Origin of the sequence: Stutzerimonas sp. R40042 (genome assembly GCF_026642215.1) — a bacterium.
GTDB lineage: Bacteria > Pseudomonadota > Gammaproteobacteria > Pseudomonadales > Pseudomonadaceae > Stutzerimonas > Stutzerimonas frequens.
The window spans coordinates 3,751,638-3,766,413 of record NZ_CP113258.1 but is presented as its reverse complement, the minus strand read 5'-3'; the positions used below and the strand labels follow the sequence as shown (position 1 = coordinate 3,766,413).

9 protein-coding genes and 1 other RNA gene are annotated in these 14,776 nt (G+C 62.3%); 6 read left to right on the top strand and 4 right to left on the bottom strand.

The features are described from left to right. The first annotated feature begins 75 nt into the window (after nucleotides 1-75). On the top strand, nucleotides 76-1,704 hold the full coding sequence (locus OUY36_RS17785; RefSeq protein ID WP_267935335.1) for an alpha-glucosidase: 1,629 nt from the start codon (nucleotides 76-78) through the stop codon (nucleotides 1,702-1,704). 77 nt (nucleotides 1,705-1,781) lie between these two features. Further along, nucleotides 1,782-2,897: a maltose/maltodextrin ABC transporter ATP-binding protein MalK gene (gene malK / locus OUY36_RS17780; RefSeq protein WP_267935333.1), complete on the top strand. Its 1,116-nt coding sequence runs from the start codon at nucleotides 1,782-1,784 to the stop codon at nucleotides 2,895-2,897. Nucleotides 2,898-2,963: 66 nt separating this feature from the next. Here malK and OUY36_RS17775 read toward each other — a convergent pair whose 3' ends face one another. Further along, complete coding sequence (locus tag OUY36_RS17775) at nucleotides 2,964-5,183, bottom strand: hybrid sensor histidine kinase/response regulator (RefSeq protein WP_267935331.1); 2,220 nt, start codon at nucleotides 5,181-5,183, stop codon at nucleotides 2,964-2,966. 154 nt (nucleotides 5,184-5,337) lie between these two features. Next, entirely contained in the window at nucleotides 5,338-5,952 is a 615-nt protein-coding gene (locus OUY36_RS17770) for a LysE family translocator (protein ID WP_267935329.1), read from the bottom strand. Between the two features lie 248 nt (nucleotides 5,953-6,200). Between OUY36_RS17770 and OUY36_RS17765 the strand changes: the two genes are divergently transcribed. The 4 genes from OUY36_RS17765 (at nucleotide 6,201) to OUY36_RS17750 (ending at nucleotide 13,673) form a co-directional block, all read left to right on the top strand. Beyond that, nucleotides 6,201-8,177 (top strand): type I restriction-modification system subunit M, encoded by a 1,977-nt coding sequence (locus tag OUY36_RS17765; RefSeq protein WP_267935327.1) that lies wholly within the window; start codon nucleotides 6,201-6,203, stop codon nucleotides 8,175-8,177. Next, on the top strand, nucleotides 8,174-9,526 hold the full coding sequence (locus OUY36_RS17760) for a restriction endonuclease subunit S (protein ID WP_267935325.1): 1,353 nt from the start codon (nucleotides 8,174-8,176) through the stop codon (nucleotides 9,524-9,526). Before OUY36_RS17765 ends, OUY36_RS17760 begins: the two co-directional genes overlap by 4 nt. Further along, nucleotides 9,527-12,721: a type I restriction endonuclease subunit R gene (locus OUY36_RS17755; protein WP_267935323.1), complete on the top strand. Its 3,195-nt coding sequence runs from the start codon at nucleotides 9,527-9,529 to the stop codon at nucleotides 12,719-12,721. A 67-nt stretch (nucleotides 12,722-12,788) separates the two neighbouring features. Then, nucleotides 12,789-13,673, top strand: a complete 885-nt coding sequence (locus OUY36_RS17750; RefSeq protein ID WP_234292998.1) for a restriction endonuclease — start codon at nucleotides 12,789-12,791, stop codon at nucleotides 13,671-13,673. 181 nt (nucleotides 13,674-13,854) lie between these two features. Here OUY36_RS17750 and ssrA read toward each other — a convergent pair. After that, nucleotides 13,855-14,233: a transfer-messenger RNA gene (gene ssrA, locus OUY36_RS17745) on the bottom strand. Between the two features lie 132 nt (nucleotides 14,234-14,365). Continuing rightward, entirely contained in the window at nucleotides 14,366-14,671 is a 306-nt protein-coding gene (locus OUY36_RS17740) for a hypothetical protein (RefSeq protein ID WP_110776008.1), read from the bottom strand. Between the last annotated feature and the right edge of the window lie 105 nt (nucleotides 14,672-14,776).

The following is a 14,776-nucleotide window of genomic DNA, read 5'->3' as shown; positions in this document are numbered from 1 at the left end:
CGCCGCCGGAGGATGTTGCGACCGCTTGCCGCACCTAGAGTGGCCCCGTCTTCACGCTCACTCAAGGTACGTGGTATGTCCGAGCAACTTCAGAACTGGTGGCGCGGCGGGGTGATCTATCAGGTCTACCCGCGCAGCTTCTTCGACAGCAACGGCGATGGCGTGGGCGACCTGCCCGGCGTGCTGCACAAGCTGGACTACATCGCCAGCCTCAACGTCGACGCCATCTGGCTGTCGCCCTTCTTCACCTCGCCGATGAAGGATTTCGGCTACGACGTGGCCGACTACCGCGGCGTCGACCCGCTGTTCGGCACCCTGGACGACTTCGTCCGCCTGGTCGGGGCCTGCCACGAGCGCGGCATGCGCGTGCTGATCGACCAGGTGCTCAACCATTCCTCGGACCAGCACCCCTGGTTCACGGAGAGCCGCTCCAGCCGCGACAACGACAAGGCCGACTGGTACGTCTGGGCCGATCCCAAGCCCGACGGCAGCGTACCGAACAACTGGCTCTCGGTATTCGGTGGCCCGGCCTGGAGCTGGGACAGCCGGCGTCGGCAGTACTACCTGCACAACTTCCTATCCAGCCAGCCGGACCTGAATTTCCATTGCCCGGCCGTACAGGAACAGCTGCTCGACGACATGGAGTTCTGGCTCAAACTCGGGGTGGACGGTTTCCGCCTGGACGCGGCGAACTTCTACTTCCACGACGCCGAACTGCGCGACAACCCGCCGAACACGGAGATCCGCGAGGGCAGCATCGGCGTACGCATCGACAACCCCTACGCCTACCAGCGGCATATCTACGACAAGACGCGGCCGGAAAATCTGGAATTCCTCCGCCGTCTGCGTGCCTTGCTGCAGCGCTATCCCGGTGCCTCCTCGGTGGCCGAGATCGGCTGCGACGAATCGCTGCGCACCATGGCCGCCTACACCAGCGGCGGTGACACCCTGCACATGGCCTATTCGTTCGACCTGCTTACCGAGCAGTGCAGCCCGGCCTACATCCGCCGCACGGTGGAGGGCATCGAGCGCGAGCTGGCCGATGGCTGGTCCTGCTGGTCCATGGGCAACCACGACGTGGTGCGGGTGATGACTCGCTGGGCGCTCGACGGCCGTCCCGATCCGGAGCGCGGCCGCCTGCTGATGGCGCTGCTGCTGTCCCTGCGTGGCAGCGTCTGCCTCTACCAGGGCGAGGAGCTGGGTCTGCCAGAGGCGGAACTGCGCTATGAAGATCTGGTCGATCCGTACGGCATCACCTTCTGGCCGGAGTTCAAGGGCCGCGACGGCTGCCGCACGCCGATGCCCTGGGAGAGCGAGGCGCATCACGCCGGCTTTACCGGCAGCCAGCCGTGGTTGCCGGTGGATGATTCGCACCGCTCGCTGTCGGTGGCCGCGCAGGATGCCGACCCGCATTCGATGCTCAACTGCTACCGGCGCTTCCTCGGCTGGCGACGCGAACAGCCCCTGCTGATCGAGGGCGACATCCGCATGGTCTACCATGACGACGCCCTGCTGGTGTTCGAGCGCCGGCTGGGCGGGGAAGCCTGGCTCTGCCTGTTCAACCTCGGCGACCTGCCGCGCAGCTACGAGTTGCCGGCGCAGGCGGTGCCGCTGGTGGACGTGCCGGCGAGCTTCGCCGAGTACGACGGTCATTGGGCGCGGCTGCCGGCGCATGGCTTCGGCTATGTGCGGCTCGCGGATTGACGGCGTGCCGGCAGCGGTGGGCATGACCCGCCGCTGCCATCGAAACGAGTGCATCGCAGCAACGGAGAACAACAACGATGGCCAGTGTCACGCTGCGCGACATCTGCAAGAGTTATGACGGTACGCCGATCACCCGGCATATCGACCTGGATATCGAAGACGGTGAGTTCGTCGTCTTCGTCGGCCCGTCCGGCTGCGGCAAGTCCACGCTGCTGCGATTGATCGCCGGGCTGGAGGACATCACTTCGGGCGATCTGCTGATCGGCGACCAGCGCGTCAACGACCTGCCACCGAAGGATCGTTCGGTGGGCATGGTGTTCCAGTCCTATGCGCTCTACCCGCACATGACGGTGGCGGAGAACATGGCCTTCGGCCTCAAGCTCGCCAGCGTCGACAAGCGCGAGATCGCGCGCCGCGTCGAGGCGGCCGCGGCGATCCTGCAGCTGGACAAGCTGCTCGAACGCAAGCCCAAGGACCTCTCCGGTGGGCAGCGCCAGCGCGTCGCCATCGGCCGCACCATGGTCCGCGAGCCGAAGGTTTTCCTGTTCGACGAACCGTTGTCGAACCTCGATGCCTTCCTCCGCGTGCAGATGCGCATCGAGATCGCCCGCCTGCACCAGCGCATCCGCTCCACCATGATCTACGTGACCCACGACCAGGTCGAAGCGATGACCCTGGCCGACAAGATCGTCGTGCTCAACGCCGGCGAGATCGCCCAGGTCGGCCAGCCGCTGCTCCTTTATCACTACCCGAAGAACCGCTTCGTCGCCGGCTTCCTCGGCTCGCCGCAGATGAACTTCGTCGAGGTGCGCGCCATTTCCGCCAGTCCCGAGGCGGTCACCATCGAACTGCCCAGCGGCTACCCTCTGACCCTGCCGGTGGACGGCAGCGCCGTCAGCCCCGGCGACCCGCTCACCCTCGGCATCCGCCCCGAGCACTTCGTCATGCCGGAAGAAGCCGACTTCACCTTCCACGGCCAGATCGCCGTCGCCGAGCGGCTGGGCCAGTACAACCTGCTCTACCTCACCCTCGAGCGTCTGCAGGACGTCATCACCCTCTGCGTCGACGGCAACCTGCGCGTCACCGAGGGCGAGACCTTTGCCGCCGGCCTCAAGGCCGACAAGTGCCACCTGTTCCGCGAGAACGGCGAGGCGTGCACTCGGCACTATCGGGAGCCGGCGATCTACGGGTGAGTGCGTCCGAGTGATTCCGACGGTAAGCAAAGGAACCGTCGGGATCACAGCACCTTGGGCGGGCGCTTATGGCTCGGGCGTGTTCGAGTCGAGGATTTGCGCCAGCGTCTCGGCGAGGGCCTGGTGGCTGAACGGTTTCGCCAGCACGCGAAACGCTGACGCAGCCGCGAGCCGCGTGGTGTAGCCGGTCGCCAGCACGACTGGAATCGTTGGGTACAGCCGCTGCACTTCTTCGGCGAGGCCGATACCGTCCAGCCGGCCAGGCATGACCACGTCCGACAGCAGGATGTCGATGGCCGGCTGACGCCGGTCGGCCAGCCTCGCCAGCGCGTCATCCGCCGAGGGCGCTTCGTCGACCTGGTAGCCCAGCTCGTCGAGCATCGCGACCATCGCCTCGCGCACCTCGGCGTCATCATCGACCACCAGCACCCGCGCCGGGCGCCCGGCGCGCACGGATACTTGCTGATCCTCTAGCGCGGCGGCGGCGTCGTGTTCCCTGCGCGGCAGCAGCAGGGAGACACGGGTTCCCTTGCCGACCTCACTCTGGAGCGACACCGTCCCGCCGGACTGGCGGACGAAACCATAGACCTGGGCCAGACCCAGCCCCGTCCCTTCGCCGACCGGCTTGGTGGTGAAGAACGGTTCGAACACGTGTGCCTGGACGTCCGGGCTCATGCCGCAGCCGGAATCCTCCACATCCACGCACAGATAGGCCCCCGGCACCAGGCCGAACGGATTGTCCTGCACCAGGGTGAGCTTATGCAGGGCAATGACCAGCGGGCCACCTTCCGGCATCGCATCACGGGCGTTGATCGCAAGGTTGAGGATGGCCAGCTCGCATTGCACCGGATCGAGTACCGCCGGCCACGCCCCTTCTGGCAGCTCCAGCGTCAGCGTCACGCGATTGGGAAGGGCACCGGTGAGCAGCTCGTGCATGCCCAGGATCAACAGGCGCAGGTCGACCTGCTCGGCGTCGGCGGTGCGGCTTCTGCTGAAGGTCATCAGATGTCGTGTCAGCCGCGTAGCGCGGTTCGCGGAGCGCTGGCAGCCCTCGATGGCACGCTTGGCGCGCGGGTGCGAGGTCAGCATTTCGGCCAGCTGCAGGCCCATGGTCATGCTTTGCAGCAGGTTGTTGAACTCGTGGGAGATGCCCGCCGTCAGGTTGCCCAGTGCTTCGAGCTTCTGTCCCTGCAGCAGCGCCTGATGCGAGCGCTCGGCCTGTGCAACCGCATCCTTGACCCTGCGGGCCATCTCCTGGCTGGAGCGGTGGATCGTCACGCTGGCCTGGGCCATCACCTGCGCGGTTCGGTCGGTTTCATTCATTCCGGTGTTGGGCGGATCGAACACCTCGCCTCGCGCCAGGGCGCTGGCGGCGTCATCGAGCTGCGCCAGCGGTCGCGTGATGGTTCGACCGACGGCAATCGCCAGTATGATCGCCAACGCCAGAACGACCAGAATGCCCGGCACGACAGTGCCCAGCGGCGCGAGCGCGCTGGCCAGCAAATCATCGCGCGGAATGGCGATCAACGCCGTCCAACCGGACGCTGGTGCCTGGCTGAAGAAGGTCGTCACCGGCACGTCGTCGCGAGTGACGGACTGCACTTTCCCATCGACGCCTGACGAGGCGTGCAGCTGACTGACGAAATCGGCACTGGCATGCCGGCCTACGTGCTTGTCGGGTTCACGTGTGCGTGCCACGACGGTGTGGTCCTGATCCAGGATGACCCCGAGCCACTTCTCCGGCAGCGCTTGTTGCGCCAACAGCGCGCCGATGTTGGCGACCGGAAACTCCATGGCCAGGTAATACACCACCTCGCCGTCACGCATCACCGGGCGGCGGATCGCGATGCTCTGCACGCCTGTCACCGGGTCGCGGAACGACGGGCTGACCTCGACCTGAGCCGCGGACTTGCATCTGCGAAAATCAGGCAGGCGCGGCAACGGTGTGCCAAAAGCATAGTCCGTATCAGCCAGGGGCGTGCCTTGCGGATCGAAGATCGTCACGCTGCTGCCCACCGCATGTTTGGTCTGCTGCAGGCGCTCGTGGAAGGTGCGCAGGTCGCCCCTGATGATGGTCGGGGACGCGGCGAGCGTCGAAACGATCGTGGCATACCGATTCAGCTCGCGATCGACGGCTAGCGCGACGGCACGCGAGACCTCTTTCATGCCCTGGTCGACCTGGGCCGATTGCGCACGATAGACCGCATAGGTGCCATACAGCGCAAACGCCAGTGCCGGGGCGATGACGGCAATGACCAGCCAAACCAGACGGGAGCGAATCGACACGACGCAAGGGTTCCTGATGGAAGCTCAGCGCTTGAGCGCCGGGCGTGCGGCAGCATAACTCAGGTCACGTGCAAGAAGCGTGGGCCGGCGTCATCGAGCTGTTGCCGTAGCCTTTGGGCTGTTTCTGCTCATCTGGCCTCGATCGCCTGGTCGTCTATCGGTCGGCCAACGCCAGATTGGCACCGAGGCCGGCAAAGGACGCGGCGAACCCACGACGCAGCCAGGCCTGGACCCGCTGCGACTCGATGACCGCCTTGCGAAAGGCATGCGCCAGCAGGCTGTAGATGGCGAAGATGACAAAGGTCAGCAGCATGAAGGTCGCGCTGAGCCCGAGCAGCTGCGCAAGCTCGTCACCGGCGCCCGGCCGGACGAACTGCGGCAGGAAGGCGAGGAAGAAGATGGTCAGCTTCGGGTTCAGCAGGTTGACCAGCAGCGCCTTGGCAACCAGCGATCGAATGTCGAGTGTCGCGCCACCGCCGCCCACCGCCAGCGCGGAACGATCGCGCCAAGTCGCGTAAGCGAGATAGAGCAGGTACGCAGCACCGGCGTAGCGCAGCGTCTCGAAAACCAGCGCACTGGAATGCAGGATCGCGGCGACACCGAGAATAGTCGCCAACAGATGCGGCAGAATCCCGAGCGTACAGGCCAGCGCGGCCAGGATACCGGCGCGACGCCCATGCACCAGCGCCGTCGATACCGTGTAGATCACTCCCGCGCCAGGTATCAGCACGACGACCAGGCAGGTAATCAGGTATTCGAGGCTGGGCATGGGGACTCCTTGCTACGGGGCGGCTGGAATGAACCAGCATAGAGCATTCATCGAAGCTGCCCAGGCCGGGCGTTGATTGAACTACATATGGACGGGGTGGAGAAGCATTGAAACAGCATTCCCCGAGAGGCTGGCTGCTGTGGCGGTCGCCCTATCGTGCAGCCCGATGCCGGCCTGCATCGCCCTCACCTTGTGACGCCCGTCGGGGTAAAGTAACGGCTTTTGCCGATCCCCCTTGGAGCTGTTGCGTGAACACGGAAAACCATTCCCAGACGGCCGCTTTTCTCTGGTCGATTGCCGACCTGCTGCGCGGTGACTTCAAGCAGTCCCAGTACGGCCGCATCATCCTGCCGTTCACTCTGCTGCGGCGCATGGAGTGCGTGCTGGAGCCGACCAAGGAAGCGGTGATTCGTGAATCTTACGCCCAGGAAGGTCGGCCTGATCTGGTGCGCGAGCGGCTGTTGCTGCGCGCCGCCGGGCAGCAGTTCTTCAATGCTTCCAAGTTGACCCTGGGCACGCTGTCCGACACCCAGACCGCTGCCGACCTGATGAGCTACGTGCAGGCCTTCAGCAAGGATGCCCGCGAGATCTTCGAGCACTTCCACTTCGAGGATTTCGTTCAGCAGCTGGCCAGCGCCAACCTGCTGTACCAGGTGGTGCAGCGCTTCGCCGCCACCGACCTCAGCCCCGAGCGCATCAGCAACTTCGGCATGGGCATTATCTTCGAAGAGCTGATCCGTAAGTTCGCCGAAAGCTCCAACGAAACCGCCGGGGAACACTTCACCCCGCGCGACATCGTGCACCTGACCACCTCGCTGGTGATCACCGGGCAGGACGGCAAGCTCGCGCCCAACAGCATCGTCACCATCTATGACCCGACTGCCGGCACCGGCGGCTTTCTCTCCGAGGGCGACGAGTACATTCAGTCCATCAGCGAGAAGGTCACCGTGTCGCTGCACGGCCAGGAGCTCAACCCCGAGTCCTACGCCATCTGCAAGGCGGATATGCTGATCAAGGGTCAGGATGTCGCCAGCATCAAGCTCGGCAACACCCTGTCCAATGACCAACTCGCCGACAAACGCTTTGACTTCATGCTCAGCAATCCGCCGTTCGGCGTGGAGTGGAAGAAGGTGCAGAAGCAGATCACCGACGAGCACAGCGACAAGGGCTTCAACGGCCGCTTCGGCCCTGGCCTGCCGCGCGTGTCCGACGGCTCGCTGCTGTTCCTCCTGCACTTGGTCAGCAAGATGCGTGACCCGCGTGAAGGTGGCTCGCGCATCGGCATCATCCTCAACGGCTCGCCACTGTTCACCGGCGGCGCCGGTTCCGGCGAGTCGGAGATTCGCCGCTACCTGCTGCAGAACGATCTGGTCGAAGCCATCATCGCCCTGCCCACCGACATGTTCTACAACACCGGCATCGCCACCTATGTGTGGGTGCTGAGCAACCACAAGGCCGCCGTGCGCCAGGGCAAGGTGCAGTTGATCGACGGCAGCCAGCACTTTGCCAAGATGCGCAAATCCCTCGGCAGCAAGCGCCAGTACCTCACCGAAGAGCAGATCGACGAACTGGTGCGCCTGTATGGCCGCTTCGAGGAAACCGCGCAGAGCAAGATCTTCCCCGTCGAGGCTTTCGGCTACCGGCGCATCACCGTCGAGCGCCCGCTGCGCCTGAACTTCCAGGCCAACCCAGAGCGCATCGCCAAGGTGCTGGAAGAAAAAGCCATCGAGAAGCTGGAAGCCCCGGCCCGCCAGCGCCTGATCGAAGCCCTGCAGGCCATGGACGCCAGCGTGCTGCATCGCAACCGCGAGCAGTTCAGCAAGCTGCTGAAGAAGGCGCTCAGCGCTCACGATGTATCGCCCAGCACACCCGAGCTGAAGGCCATCCTCAACGCCCTGAGCGAGCGCGACCCCGAAGCGGATATTTGCATGGTCAAAGGCCAGCCGGAAGCCGATGCCGGGCTGCGCGACCACGAGAACGTGCCGCTGGGTGAGTCGGTGTACGACTACTTCGAGCGCGAAGTGAAACCCCATGTGCCGGATGCCTGGATCGACGAAAGCAAGACGGATGCGCAGGACGGCGAAGTCGGTGTGGTCGGCTTCGAGATCCCCTTTAACCGCCACTTCTACGTGTTCCAGCCACCGCGTCCGCTGGCCGAGATCGACCGCGACCTGAAAGCCTGCACCGACCGTATCAAGCAGATGATTGAGGGGCTGTCGGCATGAGCTTTCCGACATATCCGGCATACAAGGATTCTGGGGTCGAGTGGCTGGGAGCAGTGCCCAAAGATTGGGAGCCAATACCATTTAAATATGTGGCTGAGTTCATAAATGGAATGGCATTTAAACCCGAGCAATGGAGCGAATCAGGCATCCCCATCATACGAATCGAGAATCTGAACAACGGAGAGAGCTTCAACTACTTTGAAGGACCTGTTGAGGGAAGGTATCACGTCAAAACTGGCGATCTTTTGTTTGGCTGGTCTGGGAATCGTGGTACATCTTTCGGTCCTTTCCTATGGCATGGAATAGGTCTTCATTATCTCAATCAGCATATTTTCCGAATGTCAGGTTTGCGGTGCGATAAAAAATGGCTGTATTGGACACTAAAGGCTGTTACTAAAACGATTGAGGATCAGGCTCACGGCATTATTGGAATGGTGCATGTGACAAAAGGAAAGCTAGGCGGGATCAAAATTCCACTGATTTCCCCTCCTGAGCAATTCCAAATTGCTCGCTTTCTCGACCACGAAACCGCCCGCATCGACGATCTGATCGAAGAGCAGCAGCGCCTGATCGAACTGCTCAAGGAAAAGCGCCAGGCGGTGATCTCCCACGCCGTCACCAAAGGCCTCGATCCGACGGTGCCGATGAAAGACTCCGGCGTGGAGTGGCTGGGCGAGGTGCCGGCACATTGGGCGCTCGTCCCATTTGGACTTGCTTTTGAGTATCAGGAAGGGCCCGGCATCATGGCGGTAGATTTCAGGGATGAGGGCGTGCCTCTTGTCAGAATCTCAGGTGTCCAAGGGCGATGGGTGACCCTAGAAGGCTGCAACTATTTAGAACCATCGAAAGTAAAGGAAAAGTGGGCTCACTTCCGCTTGGATAAAGGTGATCTAATCATCAGTGGAAGTGCCAGCATGGGGTTGGTTAGCGAAGTGGGAGAGGATGCCGCCGGGGCTGTAGCCTATACGGGGCTAATAAGGCTCAAGCCCAGAGCGAATGTATCGATCCGAGACTTCATTCGCTCGGTTGTCGGCTCGTATCAATTCCATGCTCAAATCGATTTGTTAAAGGCAGGGTCAACAATCCAGCACTTTGGCCCGACACACCTCAGCCAAATGAAGGTTGTGTTGCCGCCAGTTAATGAGCAGGCTCAGATCGCAGCTTACGTGGATACCATAAGTGTTCAGTTCGATGAGCTGCTAGGCGAGGCTGAGAATACTAACGCTCTGCTTCAAGAACGCCGCTCCGCCCTAATCTCCGCCGCCGTCACCGGCAAAATCGACGTGCGCGACTGGCAGCCAACGGCCAGCACCCAAGCCCCCGAATTAGCAGTAGCAGAGGCCGTATAAATGGCGGACAGCAAGGAAGCCCAGTTCCAGCAGGACATCATCACCGCCATGGTCGCCCAGGGTTGGCTCACTGGCCCTGCCAGCGGCTATGACCGGCGCACGGCGCTGTATACCGAGGACTTTCTCGGTTACTTCAAGGAGGCCTGGCCGGAGCGTTGGGACAAGTTCGCCAAGGCCAACCCGAACAACCCGGACGAGGTGCTAGTACAGAAGCTGGTGCGCGAGCTGGAGCAGAGCGGCACGCTGGACGTGCTGCGCCACGGCTTCAAGCTGCCGGCGGTGAAGGTCGAGCTGTGCAGCTTCAAGCCCGACCACGGCATGAACCCGGACACCCTCAAGCGCTACGGGTGCAACCGCCTGCGCGTGGTGCCGGAGGTGTCCTACTCGCCGCATTACCGTGAAGGTGAGTACAACCCACGGCTGGACCTGGTGCTGTTCGTCAACGGCATTCCTACCGCCACGCTGGAGCTGAAAAGCGAGTTCAAGCAGTCGGTGGAAAACGCCAAGCGCCAGTATCGCTACGACCGCCCGGTGAAAGATCCGCTGACACGCAAGCCCGAGCCGCTGCTGTCCTTCAAACGCGGCGCGCTGGTGCATTTCGCGGTCGGCCAGAACGAGGTGGCGATGACCACCAAACTGGACGGCAAGGACACCTTCTTCCTGCCGTTCAACCTCGGCAGCCTAGACGGCGGCGCCGGCAACCCGCCTGCGCCGGATGACAGCCAGTACGCCACCGGCTATCTGTGGCAGCAATTGTTCCAGCCGGATGCCTGGCTCAAGGTGCTCGGGCGCTTCCTGCATCTGGACAAAAAGACCAGCGAGGGCTTCGACGGCACGTTGACCACCAGGGAAACGATGATCTTCCCGCGCTACCACCAATGGGATGTTGTCAACCAGCTGATCCAGACCACTCACGCTGAAGGGCCGGGCAAGCGTTACCTGATCCAGCACAGCGCTGGCTCGGGCAAGTCCAACTCCATCGCCTGGACTGCCCACCAGCTCGCCTCGATGTACAGCGACGACGGCCAGCGGCTGTTCAGCTCGGTGATCGTGGTCACCGACCGCACGGTGCTGGATAGCCAGCTGCAGAACACCATCTACCAGTTCGAGCACGCTCAAGGCGTGGTGCGGCCGGTCACCCGCGACGTGGGCAACCAGAGCAAGTCCGAGCAACTGGCCGAGGCGCTGGCCGAGCAGACGCGCATCATCATCGTCACCATCCAGACCTTCCCAGCGCTGTTCGACGCGCTGGAGAAATACCCCAAGCTCGCCTCGGGGCGCTATGCGGTGATTGCTGACGAAGCGCATTCCTCGCAGACCGGCTCCTCGGCCAGCAAGCTGAAACAGATTCTCGGCAGCGATGCGCTCGGCTCCAATGGACAAGAGCCAGAAGAGATCAGCGCCGAAGATCTGCTGGACGCCGCCGTGCAGGCGCGTCAACCGAACGAGCGCATCAGCTATTACGCCTTCACCGCCACGCCCAAGGCCAAGACCCTGGAACTGTTCGGCCGCGTGCCCGACCCGACCCAGCCACCAAGCGCCAGCAACAAGCCCGAGGCGTTCCATCTGTATTCCATGCGCCAGGCCATCGAGGAAGGCTTCATCCTCGATGTGCTGCAGAACTACACCACGTACAGCACCGCCTGGAAGATCGCCCACCCGGATGGCGACGACGACGAGGTGGACTCGAAGAAGGCGCGCATGAAGCTGGCGCGCTGGGTGCGGCTGCATCCGTACAACATCGACAAGAAGGTCGAGATCATCGTCGAGCACTTCCGCGCCAACATCCGCCACCTGCTCGGTGGCCAGGCCAAGGCGATGGTGGTGACCAGCAGCCGTCAGGAGGCGGTGCGTTACCAGTTGGCGGTCAAGGCCTATGTGCAGCAGATGGGCTACGCCGACGTGCATCCGCTGGTGGCGTTTTCCGGCAGCGTGTTGCCGGATGAGGTGATCCCCGAGGAAGTGACGGAAAGCAGCAGCCTGCTCAACGCCGGCCTGAACGGGCGTGATCTGGCCGAGGCGTTCGACACCCAGGACTTCAATGTGATGATCGCCGCCAATAAGTACCAGACCGGCTTCGACCAGCCCAAGCTGTGCGCCATGTACGTCGACAAGAAGCTGCAGGGCGTGGACTGTGTGCAGACGCTGTCGCGCCTGAACCGCACCTTCCCGGCCAAGCAGACGTTCATCCTCGACTTCTTCAATGAGCCGCAGGATATCCTTGATGCCTTCCTGCCTTATTACACCAAGGCAGAGCTGAGCGACGTCACCGACCCGCAGATCATCTACGACTTGCAGAAAAAGCTCGATGCCGAAGGGATCTATCACTGGCAGGAGGTCGAGGCGTTCGCCCTGGCCTTCTTCGACCCGAAAGCGGCGGCCAGCAAGCTCAGCTACTACTGCCAGCCGGCCAAGGAACGCTTCGCCAAGCGTTACGCCTTCAGCGTCGAATCGCGCCAGCAGGCGCTGGATTACAAGCGCACCGCCGAAGCCAACGGCGACAGTGCGGGGCTGAAGAAAGCCGAGCACGCGCTGAAGGAGGCCGGAGAGCAGGTTGATCAGCTCGACCTGTTCCGCAAGAACCTGCAGAGCTTTGTGCGCCTGTATGAATTCCTTTCGCAGATCGTGCCTTATGAGGATCGCGAGCTGGAACAGCTCTGCGTGTTCGCCAAGCACCTGCACCCGTTGCTGCGGGTCGACCGCCTGCAACAGGACGACGTGGATGTCGGCGAGCTGCAGCTGACCCATTACCGTCTCAGCAAGCGCGCCGAGCACCAATTGCGTCTAAGCGAGGAGGGCGGCGAGTACACCCTCAAGCCTGGCAGTGACGTGGGCAGTGGAAAGCCACACGATCCGGAGAAGAAGCGGCTGTCGGAAATCATCGATGCGCTGAACGATATCTTCGGTGCCGAAGTCAGCGATGAAGATCAGCTGCACTTTCTCACCGGCATCGCCGAGCGCATCAGCCGCCAGGAAGATGTGATGGCGCAGGTGAACAACCACTCGGTAGATCAAGTGATGCACGGGCTGCTGCCAAAACGGGTAATCGATACCGTGCTGGACGCCATGACTGATCACGAGAAGCTCTCGCTCGAAGTGTTGGATAACGAGACCAAGAGTCGGGCGTTCGCGCTGGTGATCTACAAAATGCTGAAGGCGCTGGCTGGCGGGGATCGTCCGTCGGCCGGTTTGTGAGTTCCTTTCAACTGCACTGCGCTTAGGAGAAATGCACAGGATGGCAATTCCGGATTTTCAAAGTGTCATGCGACCGGTGCTACAGGCGGTTGGCGACGGCGTTCCGTTGCCGCTTAGCGCCCTGCGCGTGCGCATCGCCGATGTATTCCAGCTGACGGAAGAAGAACGCAAGGAACGGCTGCCTTCGGGGAATCAGACCGTGATCAACAACCGGGTGGGCTGGGCTAGAACGTACCTGAACAAGGCTGGCCTGCTGAAGATACCGAACAAAGGAATGGTGCAGATAACCGACCGGGGGCGGGAGGTGCTTGCAACTGGACCGGAGCGAATCACCGTGAGCTGGCTGAAGCAGTTTCCGGAATTCGCCGACTTCCATACGGCTAAACCTCAGGTGACAGATGCCGCTGCCGTTGTCGACGGTGATCTAGCCGAAACCACACCGGATGAGCAGTTGGCCGAAGCCTATCAGGCGTTGCAGCAATCCCTGGCCGACGAACTGCTGGCGCAGGTGCGGGCTGCTACGCCGAGCTTCTTCGAGCAGGTAGTCGTCGATCTGATGATCGCCATGGGCTACGGTGGTTCGCGAAAGGAGGCCGGCAAAGCGACTCAGCTCACCAACGACGACGGTATCGACGGCATCATCAAGGAAGACAAGCTCGGGCTGGATGTGATCTACCTGCAAGCCAAGCGCTGGGCCAACACCGTGCACCGCCCGGAGATCGACAAGTTCATCGGCGCACTGACGCGAAAGCGAGCGCGCAAGGGCGTATTCATCACTACCTCGGACTTTTCTACTGGCGCGAAGGATGCGGCGCGCGGTCTGGATATCAAGGTCGTATTGATCGACGGCATCGAGCTCGCCCGCCTGATGGTCGAACACAACCTCGGCGTGAGCGTCAAGCAGGTGTATGAGGTCAAGCAGATCGACAGCGACTACTTTTCCGAGGAGTGACCACGCCTGCGCTGTGAGGGCCGGCGCGAACGTGGTTACTGTCACCCAGCCTACCCGCAAGATTGCCGGTGGAGATTCAGGCGCGTGTCGAGGCGCAGGGCTGCTTGCTGAGACCTTCGACCATCTTTCGACACCGCAAAGAAAAGCCCCGAGAATCGCAAGATTCTCGGGGCTTCGTGTTTGGTGGAGCCGGGGGGATTTGAACCCCCGTCCGCCAGCTCTCCGCTATTGGTTCTACATGCTTAGCCAGATCTACTGAGTTAACTCCGCGCCGCCCGATTGGCAGGGTGCTTGGAGCGAGCTGTATGAGATTTAGCCGTTACGTCTACAGCGAACTTGGCGGCGATCCTGTTCTATCTGACGGTCATTTCGGGTTTACAGGCATCCCCTAGTGACCGCTGGAGCCGAAGCTACCAGATGAAGGTTAGGCGGCTAGCGCGTACCCTTCGTAGTTGTCGTCGTTGGCAACTATAAGTTTGCAACAGTTTATTTACGAGTTCTGTTACCAACTCGGCATGCCCCTCAAGTTTCGTTACCGGCGTCGAATCCTAATCGGCCCCTGGTGCAGCTTGTGGTGCTGGGCGCGAGTGTACGGCGATCTTTACGATGTGTCGATCACTTTTTAATCATGCTGATCAGGAAATGATCAGCCGCGGCGGCGGGCTCGCGGGATACGATCCCGCCGCCATGGCTCAGTTGCCGGCGCCCGAACCGGAGCCAGCGGTGCCGCCGCTGCCGGAGCTGCCTGGGCCCTTGAGCTCTTGCAGGGCCTTGGTGGAATGGGCGATGCAGGCTTCGGTGTCGCCGGACTGCTGAGCCTGGCGGGCCTGCTTGACGTACTCCTCGACCTTGCTCTTGGCTGGCTCACCCAGGGTGGCGGTGTTGGTGGCCATGTTGTCGTCGATTTCCTGCAGATTGGTCTGGCACAGGTTGTTCTGGGCGAAGACGGCGGGGCTGGCGAGCAGTACCGCGGACGCGAGCAGTGCATGAACTTTCATTGTGGGTCCTCCAGTCTTGTGGACTTCCCGGGCCTGCCTGAGAACTGCTGAAACGGCGGCGCCGAGTCGAATCGAACCCGTCAGGGGCTCTAAAAATCCGACTGC

Bases quoted from the DNA above. Each gene is read 5' to 3' on its own strand.
- OUY36_RS17785 (WP_267935335.1), top strand. From the start codon at position 76: ATGTCCGAGCAACTTCAGAACTGGTGGCGCGGCGGGGTGATCTATCAG.
- malK (WP_267935333.1), top strand. From the start codon at position 1,782: ATGGCCAGTGTCACGCTGCGCGACATCTGCAAGAGTTATGACGGTACG.
- OUY36_RS17770 (WP_267935329.1), bottom strand. From the start codon at position 5,952: ATGCCCAGCCTCGAATACCTGATTACCTGCCTGGTCGTCGTGCTGATA.
- OUY36_RS17760 (WP_267935325.1), top strand. From the start codon at position 8,174: ATGAGCTTTCCGACATATCCGGCATACAAGGATTCTGGGGTCGAGTGG.
- OUY36_RS17755 (WP_267935323.1), top strand. From the start codon at position 9,527: ATGGCGGACAGCAAGGAAGCCCAGTTCCAGCAGGACATCATCACCGCC.
- OUY36_RS17750 (WP_234292998.1), top strand. From the start codon at position 12,789: ATGCGACCGGTGCTACAGGCGGTTGGCGACGGCGTTCCGTTGCCGCTT.
- OUY36_RS17740 (WP_110776008.1), bottom strand. From the start codon at position 14,671: ATGAAAGTTCATGCACTGCTCGCGTCCGCGGTACTGCTCGCCAGCCCC.